General features: G+C 67.4%; 21 protein-coding genes. 15 read left to right on the forward strand and 6 right to left on the reverse strand.

Features of this window, described 5'->3' with window-relative positions:
• The first annotated feature begins 16 nt into the window (after positions 1 to 16).
• From ACFWPH_RS00680 to ACFWPH_RS00700, 5 genes are all read left to right on the forward strand, one after another.
• The gene (locus ACFWPH_RS00680) at positions 17 to 409 is read left to right on the forward strand and encodes a pyridoxamine 5'-phosphate oxidase family protein (protein WP_378747306.1); all 393 of its coding nucleotides are present in this window, start codon (positions 17 to 19) and stop codon (positions 407 to 409) included.
• An 18-nt stretch (positions 410 to 427) separates the two neighbouring features.
• Complete coding sequence (locus ACFWPH_RS00685; RefSeq protein ID WP_378747307.1) at positions 428 to 1,666, forward strand: amidohydrolase family protein; 1,239 nt, start codon at positions 428 to 430, stop codon at positions 1,664 to 1,666.
• A gap of 37 nt (positions 1,667 to 1,703) precedes the next feature.
• Positions 1,704 to 3,005 carry an amidohydrolase family protein gene (locus ACFWPH_RS00690; protein WP_378747308.1) on the forward strand — a complete coding sequence of 434 codons (1,302 nt, stop codon included), beginning with the start codon at positions 1,704 to 1,706 and terminating at the stop codon, positions 3,003 to 3,005.
• 51 nt (positions 3,006 to 3,056) lie between these two features.
• Positions 3,057 to 4,274, forward strand: a complete 1,218-nt coding sequence (locus tag ACFWPH_RS00695; protein WP_378747309.1) for an amidohydrolase family protein — start codon at positions 3,057 to 3,059, stop codon at positions 4,272 to 4,274.
• 107 nt (positions 4,275 to 4,381) lie between these two features.
• Positions 4,382 to 5,899: a UDP-N-acetylmuramoyl-L-alanyl-D-glutamate--2,6-diaminopimelate ligase gene (locus tag ACFWPH_RS00700; RefSeq protein WP_378747310.1), complete on the forward strand. Its 1,518-nt coding sequence runs from the start codon at positions 4,382 to 4,384 to the stop codon at positions 5,897 to 5,899.
• A gap of 20 nt (positions 5,900 to 5,919) precedes the next feature.
• On the opposite strand, the gene ACFWPH_RS00705 is transcribed toward ACFWPH_RS00700, so the two are convergent.
• Positions 5,920 to 6,777 (reverse strand): SDR family oxidoreductase, encoded by an 858-nt coding sequence (locus ACFWPH_RS00705; RefSeq protein ID WP_378747312.1) that lies wholly within the window; start codon positions 6,775 to 6,777, stop codon positions 5,920 to 5,922.
• Positions 6,774 to 7,772, reverse strand: a complete 999-nt coding sequence (locus ACFWPH_RS00710; RefSeq protein ID WP_378747313.1) for a DMT family transporter — start codon at positions 7,770 to 7,772, stop codon at positions 6,774 to 6,776. The genes ACFWPH_RS00705 and ACFWPH_RS00710 overlap by 4 nt, the downstream gene beginning before the upstream one ends.
• A gap of 163 nt (positions 7,773 to 7,935) precedes the next feature.
• On the opposite strand from ACFWPH_RS00710, the gene ACFWPH_RS00715 reads away from it, so the two are divergent.
• From ACFWPH_RS00715 to lysA, 3 genes are all read left to right on the forward strand, one after another.
• Positions 7,936 to 8,379, forward strand: a complete 444-nt coding sequence (locus ACFWPH_RS00715) for an RrF2 family transcriptional regulator (protein WP_378747314.1) — start codon at positions 7,936 to 7,938, stop codon at positions 8,377 to 8,379.
• Between the two features lie 313 nt (positions 8,380 to 8,692).
• Positions 8,693 to 9,931 (forward strand): globin domain-containing protein, encoded by a 1,239-nt coding sequence (locus tag ACFWPH_RS00720; RefSeq protein ID WP_378747315.1) that lies wholly within the window; start codon positions 8,693 to 8,695, stop codon positions 9,929 to 9,931.
• Positions 9,932 to 10,094: 163 nt separating this feature from the next.
• Positions 10,095 to 11,438 carry a diaminopimelate decarboxylase gene (lysA, locus tag ACFWPH_RS00725; RefSeq protein ID WP_378747316.1) on the forward strand — a complete coding sequence of 448 codons (1,344 nt, stop codon included), beginning with the start codon at positions 10,095 to 10,097 and terminating at the stop codon, positions 11,436 to 11,438.
• A gap of 16 nt (positions 11,439 to 11,454) precedes the next feature.
• On the opposite strand, the gene ACFWPH_RS00730 is transcribed toward lysA, so the two are convergent.
• Positions 11,455 to 12,084: a TetR/AcrR family transcriptional regulator gene (locus tag ACFWPH_RS00730; protein ID WP_378747318.1), complete on the reverse strand. Its 630-nt coding sequence runs from the start codon at positions 12,082 to 12,084 to the stop codon at positions 11,455 to 11,457.
• A gap of 176 nt (positions 12,085 to 12,260) precedes the next feature.
• Between ACFWPH_RS00730 and ACFWPH_RS00735 the strand changes: the two genes are divergently transcribed.
• From ACFWPH_RS00735 to ACFWPH_RS00745, 3 genes are all read left to right on the forward strand, one after another.
• On the forward strand, positions 12,261 to 14,510 hold the full coding sequence (locus ACFWPH_RS00735; protein WP_378747319.1) for an MMPL family transporter: 2,250 nt from the start codon (positions 12,261 to 12,263) through the stop codon (positions 14,508 to 14,510).
• A 79-nt stretch (positions 14,511 to 14,589) separates the two neighbouring features.
• The gene (locus tag ACFWPH_RS00740; protein WP_378747320.1) at positions 14,590 to 15,204 is read left to right on the forward strand and encodes a hypothetical protein; all 615 of its coding nucleotides are present in this window, start codon (positions 14,590 to 14,592) and stop codon (positions 15,202 to 15,204) included.
• 35 nt (positions 15,205 to 15,239) lie between these two features.
• Positions 15,240 to 15,698: an SRPBCC family protein gene (locus ACFWPH_RS00745; protein WP_378747322.1), complete on the forward strand. Its 459-nt coding sequence runs from the start codon at positions 15,240 to 15,242 to the stop codon at positions 15,696 to 15,698.
• Between the two features lie 64 nt (positions 15,699 to 15,762).
• On the opposite strand, the gene ACFWPH_RS00750 is transcribed toward ACFWPH_RS00745, so the two are convergent.
• Complete coding sequence (locus tag ACFWPH_RS00750; RefSeq protein WP_378747323.1) at positions 15,763 to 16,818, reverse strand: FAD-dependent oxidoreductase; 1,056 nt, start codon at positions 16,816 to 16,818, stop codon at positions 15,763 to 15,765.
• Between the two features lie 104 nt (positions 16,819 to 16,922).
• On the reverse strand, positions 16,923 to 17,840 hold the full coding sequence (locus ACFWPH_RS00755; protein WP_378747324.1) for a LysR family transcriptional regulator: 918 nt from the start codon (positions 17,838 to 17,840) through the stop codon (positions 16,923 to 16,925).
• A gap of 73 nt (positions 17,841 to 17,913) precedes the next feature.
• Here ACFWPH_RS00755 and ACFWPH_RS00760 point away from each other — a divergent pair, with 73 nt between their 5' ends.
• Entirely contained in the window at positions 17,914 to 18,744 is an 831-nt protein-coding gene (locus ACFWPH_RS00760) for a DMT family transporter (RefSeq protein WP_378747326.1), read from the forward strand.
• 157 nt (positions 18,745 to 18,901) lie between these two features.
• Here the strand turns inward: ACFWPH_RS00760 and ACFWPH_RS00765 are convergent, their stop codons facing one another.
• Complete coding sequence (locus ACFWPH_RS00765) at positions 18,902 to 19,282, reverse strand: hypothetical protein (RefSeq protein ID WP_378747327.1); 381 nt, start codon at positions 19,280 to 19,282, stop codon at positions 18,902 to 18,904.
• A gap of 140 nt (positions 19,283 to 19,422) precedes the next feature.
• On the opposite strand from ACFWPH_RS00765, the gene ACFWPH_RS00770 reads away from it, so the two are divergent.
• The 3 genes from ACFWPH_RS00770 to ACFWPH_RS00780 all read left to right on the forward strand — a co-directional run bounded on the left by ACFWPH_RS00770 (position 19,423) and on the right by ACFWPH_RS00780 (position 24,862).
• Complete coding sequence (locus ACFWPH_RS00770; protein ID WP_378747328.1) at positions 19,423 to 22,683, forward strand: protein kinase; 3,261 nt, start codon at positions 19,423 to 19,425, stop codon at positions 22,681 to 22,683.
• Positions 22,684 to 22,935: 252 nt separating this feature from the next.
• Positions 22,936 to 23,097 carry a hypothetical protein gene (locus tag ACFWPH_RS00775; protein ID WP_378747329.1) on the forward strand — a complete coding sequence of 54 codons (162 nt, stop codon included), beginning with the start codon at positions 22,936 to 22,938 and terminating at the stop codon, positions 23,095 to 23,097.
• Positions 23,098 to 23,212: 115 nt separating this feature from the next.
• The gene (locus tag ACFWPH_RS00780; protein WP_378747331.1) at positions 23,213 to 24,862 is read left to right on the forward strand and encodes an alkaline phosphatase D family protein; all 1,650 of its coding nucleotides are present in this window, start codon (positions 23,213 to 23,215) and stop codon (positions 24,860 to 24,862) included.
• Positions 24,863 to 24,956: the final 94 nt, after the last annotated feature.

Raw genomic sequence — 24,956 nt, forward strand, 5'->3', positions numbered from 1 at the left:
GTTGCGAGGTGGACTCATGAGCTCGAAAATTCCCGGCAGCCTCGAGGACCTGCTGCACCGGCCCCTCGTGGGCATCCTCGCGACCGTAACCCCCGACGGATCACCGGATCAGACCCCGATGCGCTTCACCTGGGACGGCGCCCACCTGCGCATGAGCCATACGATCCCGCGGCGGAAATTCACCAGCCTGCAGGCCAACCCCAACTACTCGTTCCTGCTCACCGACCCGGACGCACCAGCGCGCTGCCTGGAAATCCGCGGCTGGCTGGTGACCGTCCAGGGTGACGAGGACGGGAAGTTCTACGCCGAACTGGACCATCTCTACGGAGACACCGGGAGCGAGCCTCCCGCTGATGTGGACGACCGGGTCGTCCTGATTCTCGACGCGACCAGGTTCGTCGCCAAATAGCCGTTCAGGAGAATATCGATGACGCAAGCACCGGATATCCCGATCTTCGATGCCGACTCGCATATGTACGAGACGGCCGACGCTCTGATCAGATACCTGCCCGATAAATACCGCCAGGCGGTGCAGTACGTCCAGATGGGGCGGCACACCCGGCTCGCCATCAACGGCCGGATCACCGATTTCATCCCGAATCCGACCTTCGACCGGGTTGCCGCGCCCGGTGCGCACGAGAAGTTCTTCGCCGGAGAGAACACCGAGGGCCTGACTCTGCGCGAAATGCAGGGCAAGGCCATCGAGGCACCGGCCGCCACCCGCAACCCGGCGGACCGGATCGCCGAACTCGATCGCCAGGGCGTCCGCGAAACACTCAACTACCCCACCCTGGCAAGCCTGGTCGAGCATTCCGCGGCGGACGACCCCGAGCTGACCATGGCCATCATCCACGCACTGAACCGGTGGATGCTGGAGCACTGGGGCTACGCCTACCAGGACCGGATCTTCAGCACCCCGATCATCAACTGCGCCGAAGTCGACGGCGCGCGACGCGAACTCCAGTACATCCTGGACAACGGCGCGAAAGTGGCGCTGATCAAACCCGCGCCGGTGAAGGGCGTCAACGGCTGGCGGTCACCCGCGCTGCCCGAGTTCGACCCGTTCTGGCGCGATGTCCAGGACGCCGGTCTGCCGATCGTGCTGCACGCCAGCCAGCCGCCGTTGGACGAGTACGTGAACAAATGGGAACCGCCCGCCACCAAGAATTTCATGGCGATGAGCTCGTTTCGCTGGCTGGTGCTCGGGCACCGGGAGATCTCCGACATGATCGGCAGCCTCATCTGCCACGGCACCTTGACCCGGTTCCCCGGGCTGCGGATCGCCAGTGTCGAGAACGGCAGCTCGTGGATCCCCCCGCTGTTCCACGATCTGCGGGATCTGACCAAGAAGATGCCGCAGAACTTCCCCGAGGACCCCCTGGACGTGTTCCGCCGCAATATCTGGGTGAGCCCGTTCTGGGAGGGCTCGGTCAGCGACGTGGTCGAGACCGTGGGCTGGGACAAGGTGATGTTCGGCTCGGACTACCCGCATCCGGAGGGACTGCCCGAGCCGAAGGCGTACTGGAAATATGCCGAAGGTATGGACAACCGGCGCACCTGGGACTTCCTGGGCGACAATGCCCGCCGGTTCATGGGCCTGCCGATCGAGAACCCGGACCCGACAGCCGCCGAACCACCGGTCACGGCCACGTCGGCAGCGTTATAGTTTCATTTACAGTAAAGGGCTCGAAGGGAGTACCTCCGTGGACAAGAACGATATGATCCTCGTCAGCGTCGACGACCACATCATCGAACCGCCCGATATGTTCGCCAACCACCTGCCCGCGAAGTACGCCGACGACGCGCCGCGCCTGGTCCGGATGGAGAACGGCGCCGATATGTGGAAGTTCCGGGATCGGGTGATCCCGAATGTGGCGCTCAACGCCGTCGCCGGCCGCCCGAAGGAGGAGTACGGCCTGGAGCCGGAGGGCCTCGACGAGATCCGGCCCGGCTGCTACAACGTGGACGAACGGGTCAAGGATATGAACGCCGGCGGGGTGCTGGCGCAGATGAACTTCCCGTCCTTCCCCGGGTTCGCCGCGCGCCTGTTCGCCACCGAGGACTCGGACTTTTCGCTGGCACTGGTACGGGCGTACAACGACTGGCATATCGACGAATGGTGCGGCGCCTATCCCGGCCGTTTCATCCCCATGGCGCTTCCGGTGATCTGGGACGCCGAGCTGTGCGCCGAGGAAGTGCGCCGGGTATCGAAGAAGGGGGTGCATGCGCTCACCTTCACCGAAAATCCGGCCGCGCTGGGCTATCCGAGTTTCCACGATGAGTATTGGAATCCGCTGTGGAAAGCCCTGGTGGACACCGACACCGTGCTCAACGTGCACATCGGCTCGTCCGGCAAACTCTCCATCCCCGCCACGGACTCCCCGCCGGATGTGATGATCACGCTACAGCCGATGAACATCGTCTCCGCAGCGGCCGATCTGCTCTGGTCACGCCCGGTGAAGCAGTTCTCCGACCTCAAGATCGGGCTGTCCGAGGGCGGCACCGGCTGGATCCCGTACTTCCTGGAGCGCATCGACCGAACCTTCGATATGCACTCGACCTGGACGATGCAGGACTTCGGCGGCAAACTGCCCAGCGAGGTGTTCCGTGAGCATTTCCTGACCTGCTTCATCAGCGACCCGATCGGTGTCCGGCTGCGCCACGAGATCGGCATCGACAATATCGCCTGGGAAATGGACTACCCGCACAGCGATTCCATGTGGCCGGGCGCACCCGAGGAACTCAACTCGGTATTCGCGGCCGAGAACGTCACCGACGACGAGATCCACAAGATGACCCACCTCAACGCCATGAAGTGGTACTCGTTCGACCCCTTCACCCACGTGCCGAAGGAAAAGGCAACCGTCGGCGCTTTGCGCGCTGCCTCGGCAGATCACGACGTCAGCATCAAGGCGCGCAGCCATCAGCAGACAACTGCCGCGGAGAAGCTGGCCGCCTACCGCTCCCAGATCGACGCGGCCACCGCACACACCGCCACCGAATAGCGGCACCCGGCGATCGCGCCCCCGGCCGGCCGGACCGAAAGGATACGAAATATGACGACGCTGGATTACCTCGCCGTAGACGTCGACAACCACTACTACGAACCGCTGGACGCCTTCACCCGCCATCTGCCCAAAGAATTCAGAACCCGCGGCGTGCAGATGGTGACCAGCGGTAAGCGCACCTTGGCGCTGATGGGCGAAAAGGTCAACCATTTCGTCCCCAACCCGACGTTCGACCCGATCGTCGAGCCGGGCTGCCTCGATCTGCTGTTCCGCGGAGAGATCCCCGAGGGTGTGGATCCGGGTTCGCTGATGAAACTGGATCGGCTGCCGGATCACCCGGAATACCAGAACCGCGAGGCGCGGGTGAAGGTGCTGGACCGGCAGAAGCTCGAAACAGTGTTCATGCTGCCGACGTTCGCCTGTGGCGTCGAGGAGGCGCTCAAACACGATATCCCGGCGACCATGGCCTCCCTGCACGCGTTCAACCTGTGGCTGGACGAGGATTGGGGCTTCGACCGGCCCGACGGGCGGTTCGTCTCGGCACCGATCATCTCGCTCGCCGACCCGGAAGCAGCCGTCGACGAGGTCGAATTCGTACTGGAACGGGGAGCGAAGCTCGTGCTGGTGCGCCCCGCGCCCGTACCAGGGGTGACCGGACCGCGCTCCCTCGGCGATCCGCTGCACGACCCGGTGTGGGCCCGCCTCGCCGAAGCCGGTGTGCCGGTGGGCTTCCACCTGTCCGACAGCGGCTATCTCGCCATCGCCGCGCTGTGGGGCGGGAAGGCGACATTCGAAGGCTTCGGCAAGAAGGACCCGCTCGACAACATCCTGCTCGACGACCGCGCGATCCACGACACGATGGCCTCGATGATCGTGCACCAGGTGTTCACGCGGCACCCGGCGCTCAAGGTGGTCAGCATCGAGAACGGCTCGTACTTCGTCTACCGGCTGATCAAACGACTGCAGAAAGCGGCGAATACAGCGCCCTACCACTTCAAGGAAGACCCGGTGGAGCAGCTGAAGAACAACGTCTGGATCGCGCCCTACTACGAGGACGATGTCAAACTCCTCGCCGAGACCATCGGCGTGGACAAGGTGCTGTTCGGCTCCGACTGGCCGCACGGCGAGGGGCTCGCCGATCCCACCACCTTCACGGCCGATATCCCGCAGTTCCCGGAATTCTCCTATGCGGATACCCGGAAGGTGATGCGCGACAACGCTCTCGACCTGCTCGGGTCGAAGGTCCCGCTCGGCGTATCCGACTGACCTCGGGCACGGGCGGTGCCCCGGACCTCCGGGCATTCCGGCGATGTTTGCACCGGGAAGCGGCACGGTTACCCGCGCATCCGGCCGCGAGATGGTTCACTGGGCCCATGACCTCGCAGTTCAGGAGTGTCGACCCCCCGCGCCCGCCGGCGAAGCGGGCACTGCACGAGCTGGCCGCGTATCTGGGCCTACCCTGGACCTACCCCGACGGCGGCGCGACAATCACCGGTATCAGTCAGGATTCGCGGCTGGTTTCCGCCGGTGAGGTCTACGCGGCGCTGCCCGGGGCGAACCATCACGGTGCCGATTTCGCCGGTGAGGCGGCCGCACGCGGCGCGCTCGCAGCGTTCAGCGACCGGCCCTGCGCGGGCCTGCCGACCTTCGTGGTCACCGACCCGCGCCGCATACTCGGCCCGCTCGCCTCATGGCTCTACGGCGAACCGTCCCGGCACCTCGACGTCTTCGGCGTCACGGGAACCAATGGAAAGACCAGCACGAGCTACCTGCTCAGCGCCGGCCTGAGCGGAGCGAGCATCGAGAACGGGCTGATCAGCGGCATCACCGTCCGCGGACCACAGGGCGCACGCCCGGCGGTACGGACCACTCCGGAAGCCGGGGAACTGCAACGCACACTGGCGGCCATGCGCACCCACGGCGCCCGCGCCGTCGCAATGGAGGTGTCCAGTCATGCGCTGGCACGGCATCGGGTCGAGGGGACCCGTTTCCGTGTCGGTATCTTCACCAACCTGAGCGCCGACCACCTGGACTTCCACCGCGACCTCGACGACTACTTCTCGGCGAAGGCCGAACTGTTCTCGCCCGAGCGCAGCGATTGCGCCGTCGTCTCCATCGACGACGACTACGGCGCACGCCTCACAGCCGCACTCGACATCCCTTACTGCACCTTCTCGACACAGACCCCGGCCGCCGACTTCTACGCCGACCATATCCGTGCCGACGAGCACGGCACCTCGTTCGTCGTACACGGCGCCGGTCGCCGCGCCACGGTCGAGCTGAAGCTGCTGGGCGCACACCAGGCCGATAACGCGCTCGGCGCGATTGCCGCGCTCGCGCAGAGCGGAACAGATCTCGACGCGGCCATTGCGGGCATGGAAAGCCTGGACTGCGTTCCCGGCCGTATGCAGCGGATCGACACCGGGCAGCCCTTCCTCGCATTCGTCGATTACATGCACAATCCGGCGGGCCAGAAGCGGCAATTCCCCTACCTCCGGTCCTTGACCACGGGCAAGGTCATCGTGGTCATCGGCGCCACGGGTGAACGCGACCCGGGTAAACGCGCACCGCTGGGAATGACGGCGGGCCTGTTCGCCGATACCGTCATCGTCACCGACGAAAGCCCGTTCTCCGAGAGCGCCGCCGCACTTCGGCGCGATATCGCCGCCGGCGCCCGCACCGCCCACCACGCCGAAGTCATCGTCCAACCCGGCCGCGCCGACGCGATCGCCCTGGCCACCACGCTCGCCCGACCCGGCGATGTGGTAGTCGTCGCCGGTCGAGGACACGACCCCGTACAAACATTCGGCGACACAACCCATGCTTTCGACGACCGGGATGAATTACGCCGCGCGATACAACAGCACCCGGCCCTCCAACGACTGCGATAGGTCACGCCGGATCACCGTGGTCAGGTGGCGTGTTGCTGTCCGCGGGGCCGCCATCGACCGAAACCGCCTTCGGTATTGATGATCTGCCCGGTGATCCAGGCAGCCTCATCGGTTGCCAGCCATGCGATCAGGCGGGCCGGGTCTTCGGGGCGCCCGTACCGGCCGAACGGGAACATGGGCTCGACCAGCTGCCACATCTCCGCGGTGAGATAGCCGGTATCGACCGGTCCGGGGTTCACCGTGTTCACCCGGATGCCCTGATCGGCGAGTTGGTCGGCCAGCGTAGTCGTCACCCCGGCGAGCGCCGCCTTCGCGGCCGCATACGCGACTTCGCCCGGTAACGGACCCAGTGCCTGCCCGGAGGTCATGAACACCACCGACCCGCCCGGCCTGCCGTCGTGCTGACGGGCGAAGGCCTGGGCCAGCAGGATCGAGGAGCGGGCGTCGACGGCCCAGTGCCGGTCCAGTTGCTGGGCGGTGATCTCGCCGAGCGCGCCGTCTTCCCCGGTCAGCGCATGGTTGCAGACAAGTACGTCGATATGACCGGCGGCTTCGACCGCGGCGTGCATCAACCGTTCGGGTTCGGCAGGGTCGGCGAGGTCGCCGCCCAGTTCGACCACGAACGCCTCCGGCAGTGCGTGCCGGCGCACCTCGGCAACGACGGCGTTCAGATCATCGGCACCCCACTCTTGTTGCCGATCGTGCGGCCGGAAGTGGTGCAGCACGAGGTTCGCACCGTAGGACGCCATGGTGCACGCAATGGCGAAGCCGATTCCGGCCCGCCTGCTCGCGCCCGTGACCAGCACGGTTCTGTTCCGGAGCGGGAACGGTTCGCGCCCCACCGCCTGCCGGTTCTCACCGCGGAATTCTGTTGTCATCGCTCACTCCTTCCCGAGCGGTCCGCGTCGTCGTACCGCTTCTCCCGGTCGGTTGTCCGCACGGTGCCGGTGCTTGTGGGGACGAGATCGGATCGGGCAGGGCGGGCTCGCCTGCGACTGACAACGATTCCGATCACGACGAGTACGGCGCCGATCAACTGGTACCACGTCAGGGTCTCGCCGAGGAGAAGTGCGCCGAGCCCGACACCGATCACCGGGGTCAGGTAGGTGACGGTGGAAGCCGCGGCGGCTCCCCACCCCGCGACGATATTGGTGTTCCAGATGTAGGCGAGGCCGGTACCGAACACCCCGAGCACGATCATGCTCGCGACAACAGCCGGCGTCAGGGCCACCGGATGATGGTCGGCAAGTGGAACCATAGCGACCAGCACGGCTGCCCCGACCCCGACCTGGACCGTCGCCACCGAGACGGCGGGGAGGCCGAGCGGCGAGACGAACCGGCGGAGGTAGACGAATGCGACGCCGTAGCAGGCCGTCGCGATCAAGCACGCCAGTTGAGCAGCCGAACCGCCTGCTTGCCGTGTTCCGGCGAGTTGCCCCGGAAGGAGCACGACCAGCACTCCCATCAGGCCGAGGCAGAGGCCGGAGAGCTGTTCTGGGCGCGGTCGTTCGGCGCGCAGCGCCACCAGCGTGACGCATAGCGTCATCAACGGTGTGGTCGCGTTGTAGATGCTCGACAGTCCGGAATCCATCCGCTGACCGGCCCACGCGAACAACGTGAACGGCACAACACACAGGAACAGCGAGACGACGCCGATATGCCCCCAGGCCCGTATCGACGCCGGCAGCCGGATTCGGAGACTCACGACGATCACCGCCAGCGCGAGACTTCCGAGGACCATCCGGGCAGTCGCGACCTGAAAGGGGGACAAACCGTCGAGACCGACCTTCATCAGCAGAAAGCTCGAGCCCCAGGCCGAGGACAGGGCAACGAACTGCAGCGGCAGCAGGCGTGAGCCCGGTGGATCGGACAACCTCGGGACTCCTTCGGACGAGTGGTAGCTGACGATTACGCCATCATTGATTTCACCGCGGACCGACGCTGCGCTCCAGCGGAAAACGGACGTAGCGTTCGAAAGTGGCCGTGGCGCGGGCGCATAATTCGCTTTTGAAACACCGAATTATTACAGTGGCTCTGTGCAACTGTCCCGCTTCAGCGATCTCGGCCTGCGGGTGATGATGCGCCTGGCTGTCAGCGGGGCCGCGGCCGAACGGGTTACCGTCAAACTCGTCGCCCGCCAGATGAACGCGTCGGAACACTACATCGCGAAAGCGGTGACCAAACTCGCCGAGCTGGGCATGGTGGATTCCCACCGCGGCCGCACCGGGGGCATCTTCCTCACCGATCGCGGGCGCACGGCCACCGTCGGTCAGATCGTGCGCGGTCTCGAGGGCCGGGGTGAGGTCGTGGAATGCGTGGGCACCAACCCGTGCCCGTTGGCCGCGGCCTGCCGGTTGCGGCATATGCTGGCCGACGCCCAGGAGAGTTTCTACCGGAATCTGGACCGGTACACGCTCGGCGATCTGGTCGACACCCGAACCGTGCAATTACTGTATATGCCGGAAATTCCGGAACGTTAGATAATTCGTCTGCGGGAAATGCGACCACAATACAAATACACCGGTTCTACCCACAGACCAATTGCACCGTAAATCCATTCACCCTCTTTTCCAGCACGTTCCCGAGCCGAGTGCGACACCTCCCTGTTCGAGCACTTCTCTTGCAGTACCACCGGTTTCGTCCGCGTTCGACGACCACTGTGGCGCCGACGACATATTCCGCACAACCGTGGGTAATTTACTTCACGCCATAGACACCTATTTTGCGCCACGGAATTGGATACCGTGTTGTCGTGGCATTCGAGCCGCGATTCCGCTCGACGAGGAGAACAGCATGACAACCGTCGCGATATCGGCCCCGGACCTTCCCGCAGAATTGGAGGCGCACCACGCCGAGGCGGTCCGCGCGACCCTCCCGGTGATCGCTGCGCATATCGACGACATCACCGCCCTGTTCTACGAGAAGTTGTTCGCCGCCCACCCCGAACTGCTCGCCGGCCTGTTCAACCGCGGTAACCAGGCACAGGGCGCGCAACAGCGGGCACTGGCCGCATCGATAGCCACCTTCGCCACCCATCTGGTGGATCCGGCACTGCCGCATCCGCGGGAGATGCTCGCGCGGATCGGGCACAAGCACGCCTCCCTGGGCATCGTGGCCGAGCAGTACCCGGTGGTGCACGAGCATCTGTTCGCCGCCATCGTCGAAGTGCTGGGCGCCGAAACGGTTACCGCGGAAATCGCCGCGGCATGGGATCGCGTCTACTGGCTGATGGCCGACACTCTCATCGAGTTCGAGCGCGGACTGTATGCCGGTGCCGGGGTGGCACCCGGCGATGTGTTCCGCGAGACGGTGGTCACCGAGCGAATCGACGACCCGTCGGGTGTCGTGATCTTCGTCGTGGAATCCACGGATCCCACTCGGCCGCTACCGGATTCCCTTCCCGGGCAGTACGTTTCCGTCGGTGCGACGCTTCCCGACGGGGCCCGGCAGTTGCGGCAGTACAGCCTGGTCCGGGCGCCGCGCGGCGGGCGGCTCGCCTTCGCCGTGCGCCCGGTGGCGGCCACCGCGGATGAGCCTGCGGGGGAGGTTTCGACCCACCTGACGACTCATATCGTGGTGGGCGACGAGTTGGCGATCACCCTGCCGTTCGGCGACCTCACCATCGATCCCGCGGCGGCCACACCACTGGTGCTGATCTCGGCCGGGATCGGTATCACGCCGATGATCGGCATCCTCGAACACCTCGCCGGCGCCACCTCCCCGCGGCAGGTGCTCGTTGCCCATGCCGATCGCGATACCGACTCCCACCCGTTGCGGTCGGTTCAGCGCGACCTCGTGGCGGCACTGCCGAACGCCGCCCTCGAGCTCTGGTACGAACAGCCCACCGGAGACGGCCGGCCCGGCACGCTCACCGTGTCCGATCTCGAGCTGCCCGCGGAGGCCGATTACTACCTGTGTGGCGGTGCGGGGTTCCTCCGGTCGGTACGGGCTCAGCTGACCGCCGCGGGAGTTGAGCCGTCACGGGTGCATTTCGAACTCTTCAGCCCGGACGACTGGTTGCTGCCCGAGTGAGATGACCGGATAGCGAGCGGCCGGGTCGCCGGAAGCGGCGCGGGTCAAGATTCCGGGGAAAAGGGTCAAGGAGTCGTCAGGAGAGGGTTCGCCGGGGCGCGGCGAGCGTAGTCCTGAGGTCGACCCCGCATACGGAAAGGCGGGGACACACCAGGAGCACATCGTGACCTTGCTCGACATGATCCCGTCTCTCCAACCGGGAATCCCGCCCCGGCTGAGCCCGGCGATCTGGCCGCGCGACGCCCACTACGACAGCGAAGGCAGGATCACCCTCGGCCGGGTGGCGGTCACCGATATCGCGGACCGGTACGGCACCCCCGCCTATGTACTGGATGAAGCGGAAGTCCGGGCGCGCTGCCGCGCGTATCGCAAGGCGTTCCCCCGGGCCCGGATCTACTACGCGGGTAAAGCACTGCTGACGAAGGCGGTGGCCGAATGGGTGAGCGCAGAGGGACTTTCGATCGACGTCTGCTCCGCAGGCGAACTGGCTGTGGCCCTGGCGGCGGGTGTGGATCCGCAGCGCATCATCCTGCACGGCACCGGGAAATCGCGCGACGAACTCGCGGCCGGCGTCCGCGCCGGGGTCGGGCGGATCGTCATCGATTCGCTGTCGGAGATCGCGCTGCTGGCCACCCAGCTGACCCGCCCGCAGGCGGTGTTGCTGCGGCTCACGCCCGGTATCGATGTGCATGGACATCCGGCCGTCCGCACCGGTGTCCTGGACCAGAAGTTCGGTCTTCCGCTCGGTAGTGCGGACGCGGCCGAAGCGATCCGGCGGATCCTGGAGCAACCCCTGCTGCAGCTCGTGGGCCTGCACTGTCATCTCGGATCGCAGATCTACGATCCGGACCACTACGGGGAGGCGGTCCGCCGGTTGATCGCGGAAATGGCCTGGATCCGCCGCGATTACGGGCACCTGATCACCGAACTCGACGTGGGCGGTGGCCATGCGGTGGCCTATCGGCCCGGTGACGCCGAGCTCGAGCTCACCGAATTGGCCGATATTCTCGACGATGCGCTCGATGCGGCCTGCGCCCGGCACCGCTTCCCGCGGCCGGTCCTGGCCATGGAGCCCGGCCGGGCGATCGTCGCGCGGGCCGGTGTCACCCTCTACCGTGTCATGTCGGTGAAACAGGTCGAGGGGGCGAGCACGTTCGTCACCGTCGACGGCGGGATGAACGATAATCTGCGGGTCGCCTTGTACGGCGCGCAGTACGAAGCCGTCGTGGCGAACCGGCGGCCGCACGGTCCGCAGCGGACGGTGACCGTGGCCGGCCGCTACTGCGAGGCGGGCGATATCCTCGCCCGCGATATCCGGTTACCCGTCGACCTGCACCCCGGTGATCTCCTGGCGGTGCCCTGCACGGGCGCGTACCACCACAGCCTGTCGGCCTCCTACAACTGCGTCGGCAGGCCGCCGGTCATCGCCGTACGTGACGGTTACGCCCGGGAACTCGTCCGCCGCGAAACCATCGCTGATCTACTGGCTCGCGATATCGGCGGATGAATCTGCACGGAGTACGTCACGGTGTCGGCGGCGCGGGATCGGGGCGTAACGCGGCCAGGGCGAGACGGGCGTAGCGGCGCCACACCTCCGGGTCGCGGATATCGAGCTCGATGAGCGCGCGGGCCACACCGGACACCAGGATCTGCACATCCATCCCGGTGGCGTCCGCGCGCAGGCTGCCCTGCCTGCGTCCCAGCGTCAGCAGCTCTTCGAGCCGGTCCCCCAGACGCTGGTCGAGTCCTTCGAAACCGCTGAGCACCTCGACCATCAACCGGTCCTGGGCCAGGCGGGCGGTCACCTGTTCCAGCAGGTCCTCGAGTGCGCGGTAGGCGTCGTCGGGCGCCGCCGCGACGGCGGTGGCGGCGAGTTCGTGGAACCACTCGATATGCTGCTGCGCCAGCGCCCGCACCAGATCGGCTTTGGTCGGGTAGCTGCGGTAGACCGTGGCCTTGCCGACGCCGGCCCGGGCCGCGACCTGCGGAATGGTGGCGCCGATCCCGTGCTCGGTGAACACTTCCCGGGCCGCGGCCAGTACCCGTTCGTGGTTCAGCCGGGCATCCGCCCGGCGACCCGCCCAGTTCTGTGGGTCATCGTTCTGCGCGTCGTCGCGCGTGGTGTCCGGCTGCGCTGCCGTCCGACCGGTCATGGTGTCGCCTCCACGAAATCCGCATCCATCCTGCCGGATCGAGACGCACGTCTCATCCCGGGCGCAGGGTGAGTTGCTCCACAACTTCCTCGCCGAAGTGGACCCTCGGGTCCACTCGCTTCTACCCTGAGCATAACCGGACCACAAGGTCCACATAATCGCTCGGAGGAAAGCGCATGGCGTGGCAGTTGTTCCGGCTCGGCCGCTGGTCGTTCGTGCACCGCAGGGCGGTGGCGGCGATCTGGGTGGTGCTGCTCGCCGTTCTGGCGGTCGGAGCGGCGACATTATCCGGGAAGACCAGCGATAAATTCGAACTGCCCGGTATCGAATCCACCCAGGCCTTCGAACTCATCGAACAGCGCAGCCCGCAGGCGTCCCCGGACGGCGCGACCGCGCGCGTGGTGTTCGAGGCGCCCGCAGGCCGGTCGCTCACCGAACCCGCCTACAACTCGGCGGTCGCTACAGCGTTGCGCGAACTGTCGACCGAGAATGTCCAATCGGTGGCCGACCCCTTCACCGGCGGCACCCTCTCCCCCGACGGGCGGGTCGGCTACGCCGCGGTGACCTACAGCAAAACCGCCAACGAACTCGCCGACGCCGACCGATCGGCGCTGGAAACCGCCGCCCACAACGCGGAAGACGCCGGCCTGGACGTCGCCATCGGTGGTGACGCGCTGACCGAATTCGAGATGCCGCTGGCCGAAGTGGTCGGTATCGCCGTGGCGCTGGTGGTACTCGCGATCACCTTCGGATCGCTGGTGGCCGCCGGCATGCCGATGCTGACCGCGCTCGTCGGCGTCGGTATCGGGATGCTCGCGATCACCACTCTCACCGGATTCGTCGAACTCGGCTCCACGACCCCCGCCCTCGGCACCATGCTCGGCCTCGCGGTCGGGATCGACTACGCCCTGTTCATCATGTCCCGATACCAGAGCGAGGTCCGCGCCGGTCGTTCGCTCGAGGAGGCCGCCGGACGGGCGGTCGGCACCGCGGGATCGGCGGTGGTCTTCGCGGGTGCCACGGTCATCATCGCCCTGGTGGGCCTGGCGGTGTGCAATATCGGGTTCCTCACCCAGATGGGCCTGGCCGGCGCGTTCACGGTCGCGATCGCCGTACTCATCTCGCTCACCCTGCTCCCGGCCATCCTCGGCTTCGCCGGCGACAAGGTCATGAAGGGCAAGCCCCGCTATCTGAGGCAGGCCGGCGAAACGGAATACCGGACGCACGGCCGCCGCTGGGTGGAAGGTATCGCCCGGCACAAATGGCTCGCCCTCGCCGGCGGTATCGCCGTCGCCGCGGTGGCCGCGCTGCCGATGACCTCCATGCAGCTCGCACTGCCCGACGATTCCAGCAAACCCGCCGATAGCGATGCCCGCATCGCCTACGACCTGATCTCGGAGAACTTCGGTGCCGGCGCCAACGGCCCGCTCGTCGTGGTCGTCGATACCGCGAATGCCGCCGATCCCGCGGCGGCCGTGCGCACGGTCACCGCGGACCTGCAGAACATGGCCGCCGGGGCGGACTCCGATATCGCGACCGTCGTCCCGGCGGTCCCCAGCGCTACTCCGCAGGCCCGGCAGATGTTCGCGCAGCAGCTCGAAACGGTCCGGTTCGCCACCCTCACCGTTATCCCCGCCTCCGGCCCGTCGGATCAGGCCACCAAGGATCTCGTCGCCGATATCCGCAGCACCGTCGCCGGCCTACCGGCCGAAACGGGCGCGCGTGCCCTGGTCACCGGCCAGACCGCGGTCGGCGTCGATATCGCCGACAAACTCACCGAGGTGTTCCCGCTCTACCTCGCCGTGGTGGTCGGTCTGGCGATCTTCCTGCTGATCGCGGTGTTCCGCTCGATCTGGGTGCCGGTCAAGGCCGCACTGGGCTTCCTGCTGTCGGTCGGTGTCTCGCTCGGCGCCACCGTCGCGGTCTTCCAATGGGGCTGGCTCAACGAACTCGTCGGCCTGGATACGACCAGCCCGGTGCTGTTCATCCTGCCCATCCTGCTCACCGGAATCCTGTTCGGACTCGCGATGGACTACGAGGTCTTCCTCGTCACCCGGATGCGTGAGGCCTACGTCCACGGGACCCCCGCGCGGCGGGCGGTGATCGACGGTTTCGCCCACAGCGCCCGCGTGGTAGTCGCTGCCGCGATCATCATGATCGGCGTTTTCGCCGGATTCGCGCTCGTCGACGATGTCATCCTGAAATCCATCGGATTCGCGCTCGCGGTGGGTGTGCTCGCGGATGCGTTCCTGGTCCGCATGCTCATCGTTCCCGCGGTCATGCTGATCGTGGGCGAGCGGATCTGGTGGATGCCGAAATGGCTGTCCCCGCTCGTACCCGCCTTCGATATCGAAGGCGAAGGACTCGCCCGGCGGCTCGATGCGGAACATGAGCCCGTCCAGGAACGAGTACTCACCGGGAGCTGAGCACAACCACGCGACCCGCCGTATCCGAACCGCAACCTCTACATGGTGTAGGTAGTGCGGCCCCGGGTACGCGGGCGGCGTGGGTACTGCGAATACGGACAGCACAGCCACCCGGCAGGCACGCCGACCGGGACGCACGTCGGCATGGTGGGTGGCGGTCCTGTCGGCCGTCGCCCTGGTCACCGGTTGCAGCGCCGGGCAGCAAACCCAGACCGCCGAAATGGAAGCGGCGATCAACGGTACGGACGGCAGTATCGGCGTCATCGACCTGGAGAACGTCTACCTCCAGGCCGAGGTCGCCGATCAGCCCACACCGTTCTACACCGATATCCGCCTGGCCTTCACCGCCGTGAATACGAGCCAGACCGAATCCGACCGGCTGACCGGGATCGCCTCACCGGCTGCCGAATCGGTGAAGATCGAAGGCTCGGGTCCCGCACTGGAACTGCGCCCGCAGACCGGTCTCGCCGCCGGTGAACCCATCCAGAATCTCGGTCCGAGCGCCGCTCCCGACCAGCCGATCACCGTCACCGTGACCATGAAGGACCCCGGCGCATCACCCGGCCTGACCTTCCCGTTCGATTTCACCTTCGAAAAGGCCGGCACCGTTCGGCTTCAGGTCCCGTTCGACGTCTGGACGCCGAGCGAATCACAGCCCACCCAGCGGCCCCTGCCGCCCTCGGTAACTCCTTGAGGCCCGCCCACACAGCGGTGTGATTCGATCGGATCATGACAGACAGCAGTGCGCAATCGCGCGTCGTATCGGCGAGCCGCGAGATCGCGGCACCAGCACACGAGATCTTCGAGTTGATCGCCGACCCGGCGCAGCAGTCACGGTGGGACGGTAACGACAATCTGGCCGATGCCCCCACCGGGCAGCGCGTCTCGCACGCAGGCGAGGTGTTCACCATGACCCTCACGACCGGCGCGGTGCGCCACAACCGGGTGGTGGAGTTCGAGGAGGGCCGCCTGATCGCCTGGCTGCCCGCGGAACCGGACCGGCAGCCCCCGGGGCACCTGTGGCGCTGGGAGGTCGAGCCCCTCAGCGAGACCAGCAGCCGGGTGACCCATACCTACGACTGGACACGGTTGAACGATCCGAAACGTCTCGAGCGAGCGCGGGCCACCACAGCCGACAAACTGCTGGCCTCTCTCGGCCACCTCGCCCGGCTCGCCGAGGACCGCTGAAGCGGTACTCGTCCTGCCGTCGGTACCGCATATCGCCGAGGGGTTTCGGAAGACTGGCTCGGTATCACCCCGCAGCCGCTGTGCTGCGCATCCGGCGGGCCACCCGGTCCCGCTCCTCGGTGATCGCACGCCGGCGAACCGACATGGCTTCGGCGGGCAACTCCCCCGCGGCGATGGCCCGGTACACGGCCACCACATCCTCGATGCCCTCCCGGGCGCCGACGCCCGCCGCCGGAGTGATGGCATGGTCGGCGTCGCCCACCAGCACCACCGGTGGTGCGGGCAGCGCCGCCGGGCCGAGCGGGACATTGCGGGCGTTGGAGACGTGCACCCGCGCGGTCGCGGCCACCAGCTCGGCGGTCAATTCGTGAACCGGTGCGGGAGTGGTTGTCAGCACGGCCTCGGCCCACTCGCCGACGGGCCGGATCCCGGTCGCAGCCTCCGGTAGCGGCGACCGGGTGATCCGCAGAAACCACAGGGCCGCGTCGGCAGCAGGCCGCCAGATATGCCCGAGGGTGGCTGCCGGGCGGGCGCCGGACCCGGATACGGCGTCGAAGTGCAGGACGAAGGGGTCCGTCGGGCAGTGCACCGCGCGTTCGGTCATCCCGTAGACCACCACATCGCCCGCGTATTCCGTGGACCGGTTCGGCTCGATGGCGGCCCGCGCCACCGAATCGATACCGTCCGCGCCGATGACCAGGTCCCGGGTCGTCACCGTACTGCCACCGAGCCGGAGCACGGTGCCGTCGGCAGGATCGGCCCGGACCTCGAGGACCGGGTCGCCGTAGCGGATCTCGGCGCCCGCCTCGAGCGCGAACCGAGTCAGTACCGCCATCAGATCGCGGCGCAGCCAGAACCGGTGTCCCTCGCTCGGACGCCGGCGGGTGACACCGTCGTCCGGGGTGTAACGCAGTTCGTCGAGCGCGTACGACGCGGTATGGAGATCGTCTTCCGGCACACCGAGTTCGATCAGGCCGCGATGCCCGCGCCCGTCGAGGATCAGGAAGGCCCCGCCCCCTTCGCCGCGGCCCTGTTCGTAGACGGTGACCGGGCGGCCGGATCCGGCCAGCGCACCGGCCGATGCGGTGCCGGCGATTCCGCCGCCGAGGACAGTGACCATCGGCGAATCCTTCCGTTGCTGGGCCCGTCGGCAGTGCGATCGCACCTTAACCGACGCAGACCGACACGCCGCTGCCCAGCCGCAGCCCGCGTGTGTTCCGGATGTCATGTGGCCGCGGCGAGCTCCGCCGCCACGGCCTCGACAGCGTGCATACCGGTGGCGACGAGCGGGTGTTCCCCACTGCCCCGGCGGATTCCGGCGATAATCGTGCGGACCGGCCGGACACTGCCTTGCAGTGGCACCCGCACCACCGGATGCTCGGCGGGTATCGGGACGAGCCGCGGCAGCAGGCAGACACCGAATCCGAAAGCGACAGCGGCGGATACCGCGAACCACTCCTTCACATGGTGGGTGATGTGCGGGGTGAAACCGGCAGCGGCGCAGGCAGCGATGAGCAGATCGTAGGAGTCGTTATGTGCTGGTTTGGCGATCCACGCCTCGGTGCGGGCATCGGCCAGGGTGACTTCGGCCCGTTCGGTGAGCGGGTGGCCGCGCGGCACGAGGAGGTCCTGCACATCCTCGAACAGCACGCGCTGCTCGTAGCGCGGATCGCCGGCGGGCGGGGTCTGCGCCGCCGGCAGCGTGAGGGCGATATCGGCGCGAGCTGCCAGCAGTTGCCGGAAGCATTCCTCACTTTCCAGCTCGCCGACGTGGACAGTAAGGCCGGGATGGTTTTCCCGCAGGCGCGCCGCGGCCGGCAGCAGCAGCGCGGCGACAGCCGAGGACACCCCGCATACGCGCAATATTCCGGTCAACGCGTTGCCGCGCGCCGCGATATCGGCGCGGGCGGCCTCCCAGCGCGCACCGAGATCGTCGGCATGGGCGAGCAGCGCGTACGCCGCGGGAGTCAGTTCGACGGTGCGGCCGGTCCGCGCCAGCAACGGCACGCCGATCTCCTCCGTCAGCGCCCGTAGCTGCTGAGATACCGCCGAGGGCGTCACATGCAGGTCGGCGGCCGCAGCAGTGACGGTGCCGCGTTCGGCGAGTACGCGCAGTACCAGCAGACGTCGCAGATCGAACATGAAGGAAACGCTAAACGATCAGCGGCCTGATCTTTCGATGGACCTCAATCGACGGCGTAGCCAGGCTGGAAAAGTGGTTCCCGCTCCGCTCTTCGTCGTCACCGCGGCCCTGTGCACCCAGTCCGGTCAGGCCGTCGGCAAGTTCCTGTTCGGCCGGATCGACCCGTCGGGTGTCCTCGCCTTACGCCTGGGCATCGCGGCGGCGGTGCTGCTCGTGATCTTCCGGCCGGTCCGCCTCCCACGCACCCGCCGGGACCGCACGCTGGTGGCCGGGCTGGGAGTCGCTGTCGCGGGGATGAACCTGATCTATCCCGCGCTGTGGTATCTGCCGCTCGGTATCGCCGGGACCATTCAACTACTGGGCCCGCTGTCCCTCGCGCTGGCGGGTTCCCGGCGCCTCCCCGACCTGCTGGTCGTGGCGGCGGTGGCCGCGAGCTTATGGCTGATGCGTGACCCGGGTGCCGGTGCATTGGCCTGGCAGGGGCTCGTACTCGCCGGAATGTCGGCGGTCGCGATGGCCGCCTATCTGCTGATCTCGCGCGCGCTGGCACCGGCACTCGGTCATTCCGGATTGGCCTGCGGTCTCGTCGTCGCCGCCGGGCTGGGGGTGCCGGTGGGTCTGAGCAGCAACGGACTCGATATTTTCCGGCCTTCGGTGCTCCTGATCGGCGTGGTCGTCGCATTGCTGTCCGCGGTGATTCCGTATTCCCTGGAAATGGCGGCCCTCACAAAGCTGCCCGCATCCACGGTCGCCGTTCTGCTGTGCCTGGAGCCGGTAGTCGCCGCAGGTGCGGGGCTGATCGTCCTCGATGAGACCTTGTCCGTCCAGCGGTGGGCGGGTATCGGTGGTATCTGTGCCGCGGCGGCCGCGGCCACCGTCCGGCGCCGAAGTGTGCGCCACTGACCGCCGGGATTCCGGAAAATAGGTATGTATCGGGCTGTTCGACCGACGCGGCCCGAGCGGGACCGGCCGATGCTGGAAGCTGCCCACCAGTATCCCCACACCGAGGCTCGTAGATGCGAAATCGCCATTCGGACCAGGCTCGACACGACTGTGAAAACTATGCGGAATGCAGACCGGACGCATTGATGATCCGCCGGTGCGTCACGTGTCGCCGGCTGTTCGCGCCGCCGGTGGTGCGCTGCTCGGCGTGTTCGTCCGGCGATTTCGAGCGCGTGACCGCGGTAGGCACCGGATCGATCGTGTGCTGGCGGGTCGTGGAATGCGCCGCGAACGCGCTGGTAGATCCGGTCCGAGCGACCATCGCCATCGTCGAACTGGACGAGGGTCCCTGGGTGTACACCACGATCGAGGGGAAGCTACCGCCGATCGGCGAGCAGCCGGTACGGGTGCGCTTCCGGGCACCGCCCTCCGGCGACAGATTCCCGATATTCGCGGTGCTTCCGCCCGCCTGTACCGCGTAACCAGCCGGGCAGTCCATAACAAGGTCGTATACACCGTCCGACTGCCGGTTTTCGCATCTCGCCGCCGAGACCACTCGGGGATACAGTTGACAGTGGCGAGAGGTGAGCGCATGTCGACCGGTGCCCACACACATACCCGGCGGGTCGTTTTCCGGCCATGACCGCCGAAGATCCGCTGCGAACGCGTCGTGAGTCGACGACATCGGTCGCCGCGGAACTGGAGGCGGCCGGTTTCACGGCGGCCGGCGAGATCGGGCGCGGCGGATTCGGGGTCGTCTACCGCTGCACCCAGCAGGCGCTGGATCGCACGGTGGCGGTCAAACTGCTCACCGGCGAAACCGACGAGGACAATCGGGCCCGGTTCGTGCGCGAACAGCGCGCTATGGGCCGCCTCACCGGGCATCCCAATATCGTCCCCGTGCTGGAGGCCGGGGTCACCGACGGCGGGCGCCTGTATCTGGTGACGCCCTATTATCCGTCGGGTTCGCTCGAGCAGCGGATCCGCCGATACGGGCCGTTGCCGGCGGCGGACGCACTACAGCTCGGGGTGAAGATCGCGGGCGCACTGGAGAGTGCGCACCGCGTGGGGGTCGTGCACCGGGACGTGAAACCCGGCAATATTCTGCTCACCGATTACGGAGAGCCGGCGCTGACCGATTTCGGCATCGCCCATATCTCCGGCGGGTTCCGGACCGCCGAGGGCACCGTGACCGGGTCCCCGGCCTACACCGCACCGGAAGTCCTCGAGGGTGATACCCCGACACCGGCCGCCGACGTGTACGGCCTGGGGGCGACGCTGTTCAGCACACTCACCGGCCATGCGGCCTTCGAACGCGGGACCGGCGAGAAGATCGTGACCCAGTTCCTGCGCATCACCAGCCAACCGCTGCCCGATCTGCGGGAGAACGGGATTCCCGGCGATATCACCGACCTCGTGGAAGCGGCGATGAACCGGGATCCCCGGGCGCGCCCCGCCGCGGCCGCCTTCGGGGAGGACGCCCGGCGCGTGCAGCGGCGCCGCGGATACCCGGTAGGTGCCATGGCGCTGCGCGATGTCCCGCTCGAGGCACGACGCGATGAGCAGCCGGCGCCGAGTTCGCGCGAATCGCCCGTCCCGGATCGCACCGGTGACCTCCCCCTCGAATTGACCAGTCTCGTGAACAGGCGATCCGAGCTGGCAGAGGTCAAGAACCTGCTGGCCACCCAGCGGTTGGTGACATTGACCGGGATCGGGGGTGTCGGGAAAACGAGGCTGGCCGTGCGTGCGGCCGCGCAGGCGATGCGCGATTTCGCCGACGGAGTCCGGTTGGTCGATCTGGCCGATGTCTCGGAGGCTCCGTTACTCGTGGAGGTGGTTGCCGCCGCGGTGGGGGTACGCGACGAATCGGCAGCCCCGTTGATCGACGTGCTGGTGGATTTCCTCTGCCCGCGCGACACCCTGCTGGTACTGGACAACTGCGAACAGCTGGTTCAGGCCGTCGCCGAATTCGCCGAGGAGATGCTGCGCGCATGCCCTGATCTGCGCATTCTGGTGACCGGCCGGGAGCCGTTGAATATCGCCGGGGAGGCGGTACTGCGTATTTCGCCGCTCACAGTTCCGGAGCCGGGCCGGGAACCGAGCCTGAAGGGGATGCCCCGGTTCGACTCGGTCACCTTGTTCGCCGAACGGGCCGCCGCGGTGGTGCCGGGATTCGAACTCGACGAGGACAACAAGGGCGCCGTCGCCGGTATCTGCGCCAGGCTGGACGGGCTACCGCTGGCGATCGAACTGGCGGCCGCCCGTATGCGCACGCTGTCGCCGCAGCAGATCCTGCAGCGGCTCAACGACCGGTATTCGCTGCTCACCCAGTCCGCGCGTACCGCCCCGTCCCGCCAGCAGACCCTCCGGTTGTGTGTCGACTGGAGCTTCGATTTGTGCACCCCGGCCGAACAACAGCTGTGGTCGCAGCTCTCGGTGTTCGCGGGCAGTTGCGAACTGGATGCGGTGGAGGGTGTCTGCGATGCCGATACGGCACCGCTGAGCCTGCTCGACGTGCTGTCCTCGCTGGTGGACAAATCCATCCTGGTCCGGGAGGAATCCGGGACGGTCGTGCGGTTCCGGATGCTGGAGATGCTGCGCGACTACGGCCGGCAGAAACTGCGGGACACCGGCCGGTTCGGGGAGATGCGCCAGCGGCACCACGGCTGGTACCAGCAGCTGATCTCCGATGCGGCGGCCGACTGGATCGGCGCCGAACAGCCGCGGTGGATCGCGCGGCTGGAACGGGAACAGGGCAATCTGCGCGACGCACTCGAATACTGCCTGATCGAGGACACCGCGACAGCGATCGACGCCGGACTGTGCACGGCCGCGGGTCTCTACGAGTTCTGGAATTTCCGCGGCTTGTACGGAGAGGGCCGGGCATGGCTGAATCGTCTCCTTTCCCGTTCCGCAGCACATTCGGTGCCGGTGCGGATCGATGCGCTCTGCGCCGCCGGAAAACTGGAGGCGATGCAGGGCGAGTTCCCGGCTGCGGCGGCCCGGCTGCAGGAGGCGCGGACGCTGGCCGGCACCGAGCCCCGGCCGCCGGCCGGGGCGCAGATCGCCTACGCCGAAGGCCTGCTGGACCTCGCTCGCGGCGAGTCCGACGGTGCCAGAGAGCATTTCGAACAGGCCGTGGACCTGACCGAATCGGATCCGCACGGTCAGCTCAGGATGAGCGCGCTCACCCTGCTCGGCTGGGCGTACGAGCAGGCCGGCGATACCCTTCGCGCCGGCGATTACTACCGAGACGTGCTCGCGGTCACCGAACCGCGCGGCGAGGTGCTCCATCGCGCCGCGGCACTGCGCGGGCTGGGCGTCACCGAATGGCGGCGCGGTGCGCGCGACCGCGCCCAGCAGTTGCTCACCGAAGCACTACGGGTGAACAGCGGATTGAACAGCACCGTGATCGCCGTGTTCTGTCTCGACGCGCTGGCCTGGACCCTCGACCCCGGCCGCGACGCCGAACGGGCCGCCGTACTACTGGGCGCCGCGCACGGACTGGCTCCGGCGGGAAGTCAGGTGACGACGGTATACGGCAATATGGCCCGCTACCACGAGGAGTGCGAACAAGAGGCACGTCGCGTGCTGGGCGATCGCAAATACGAATCCGCGCGCCGTCGGGGTCTGGCGATGAGTATGGACGCCGCCGTCGCCTACGCACTCGGAGCACCGGAGACCGCGGCGCCCGCCGGATCCGCCGTGGGCACACTGACCAAACGTGAGCGCCAGGTCGCCGACCTGGTCGCCCAAGGGCTCAGCAACAAGCAGATCGCGGCGAAACTGGTGATCTCCCAGCGCACCGCCCAGAGCCATGTGGAACATATCCTGACCAAACTCGGGTTCACCTCCCGCGCACAGATCGCCGCTTGGGTCACCGACAACGCCCGCCATTGAGCTGCTGCCCGCGTACCGGCGCAGCGATCAGTTCCCATGCTCACGAACGCGCCCACCCCGAGCGAACGCGGTCCGGAACATCTTCGGAACCCGCCCGCCAGCGGCCCTGCCTGCCACTGATACTCGGCTGATCACGCGGATCGCGGCGAAGAAATATTCGCGGGCGGAAATGGTGTGCGCACGCGATCATTCATGCCGTGAACAAGTACGAGACCGGCGCCCGACCACACTTTCCCACCGACCGGAGTAACAATGACTGTCCCTGACACATCCGAACGCCCCGACCTCACCGGCTGGCGGCGGCGCCAGCAACTCCGCCGATCCAGTGCCGCGCAGCCGATCCCCTCCGGAAAGAGCTACCGGCGCAAACCCAAACATGCGCAGGCCCGGGAGGTCCGCGACGCGCACCGCTGACCCGACGGCTCCAGCGAGGACTCGTCGAGGCGTCGTCATCGGTTCCTGGCCGCGGCGGAGGCGGTTTCGCGATTCGATTTGCCGATTCGCTCGGCGTCGGCTGTGATCGGTGCACGTGAGCGGAAACAGGAACGTTTCGATATCGTCCCGCCCGAACGGGCTGGGCCGGCGCGCGCTGTTGCAGGCCGGGGCCGGTGCGGTCGCCGCCGCAGGGGTGCTGGCCGCGCCCGCAGCCCGGGCAACGGCGCCGGTGTTCGGGCACGGCGTCGCCTCGGGCGATCCGCTGCCCGACGGGATGATCCTGTGGACCCGGGTGACCGTCCGGCCGGACGCAGTCCCCGGATCCGGTGCCGGTGAGCCGGCCACCGTGCGCTGGGAAGTGGCCGCGGACCAGGGATTCACCGAGGTCGTAGCGTCCGGGGCCGCGACCGCCACCGCCGGCAGCGACCACACGGTGAAGGTCGATGTCCGGGGTCTCGCGCCCGCGCGGAACTACTGGTACCGGTTCACGGCCCTCGGCGAAGTATCGCCCGTGGGCCGCACCCGCACCGCGCCGGCCGCCGCGGCCACTCCCGCACAACTGCGCTTCGGTGTGGTGTCGTGCTCGAACTGGGAGGCCGGGTATTTCGCCGCCTACCGGCATCTGGCCGGGCGCGACGATCTGGATGCCGTCGTCCATCTCGGCGATTACCTCTACGAGTACGCGACGGGGTCGTACGGTGGCCGGTCGGGATCCATCCGGCGGCACGACCCGGTGCACGAGATCGTCTCGCTCGCCGACTACCGGGTCCGGCACGGACAGTACAAAACCGATCCCGATCTCATGGCGCTGCACGCCCGGCTGCCGTTCATTTGCACGTGGGACGACCACGAGTCGGCCGATAATTCCTGGTCGGGCGGTGCCGGGAATCACGACCCGGCCATCGAGGGCGCCTGGCCGGCGCGCCGGGCCGCTTCCGTGCGCGCCTACCTGGAATGGATGCCGGTAAGGGCCGAGGGCACGGCCGCGGCGCCCCGGATCTACCGGCGGTTGCGGTTCGGCACACTCGCCGAGCTGTCCATGCTGGATCTGCGCAGTTATCGCGATGCCGCACCGCATCTCGGCTCCCCGGACAGCGACGATCCGGCCCGCACCATCACCGGGTCGGCGCAGATGGATTGGCTCACAGCCGGGCTGGTATCGGGTTCGGCGCGCTGGCAGCTCGTGGGCAACTCGGTGATGATCTCACCGCTGGCCTTCCCGCCCATGGACCCGGCGACGACGGCCGCGGTGACCGAGGTCCTCGGGATCCCGCGGGAGGGCCTGGCACCCAACACCGATCAGTGGGACGGGTACACGGCCGACCGGCGGCGCCTGCTGACGGCCCTCACCGACCGCAATGCGACGAATATCGTCTATCTCACCGGTGATATCCACAGTTCTTGGGCGTCGGACGTGCCACTCGACGCGGCGGCCTATCCGAACGGGCCCACCGTGGGGGCGGAGTTCGTGGTCCCGTCGGTGACTTCCCTCGGGATCGGTGATCTGCTGCCAGGTCCGCCGCGGTCGGGGTCGGTGGCGCTGGAGAATTCGATCCGGACCCTCAACCGGCATATCCGCTATACCGAACTGGATTCGCACGGTTACGGCGTGGTCGATATCGCCGCCGAGCAGGTGCGCATGGAGTGGTTCTATACGGCGGACGTCACCGACCCGGCCACCGGGGTCGCACTCGGGGCGGCCTGGGTCCTACCCCGTGGTGGCCGGCTCCGGCCCGGAACCTGAGGCCGCTACCCGAGACACTCCACATCAGCGTCGCGCACCCCGCCGAGCCGCTTGCCCGGTACCTCTCTGGGGGTTTGAACACGTATGTTGAGCG

The organism is Nocardia sp. NPDC058499, from assembly GCF_042719915.1.
In the GTDB taxonomy this organism is placed as follows: Bacteria; Actinomycetota; Actinomycetes; order Mycobacteriales; family Mycobacteriaceae; genus Nocardia.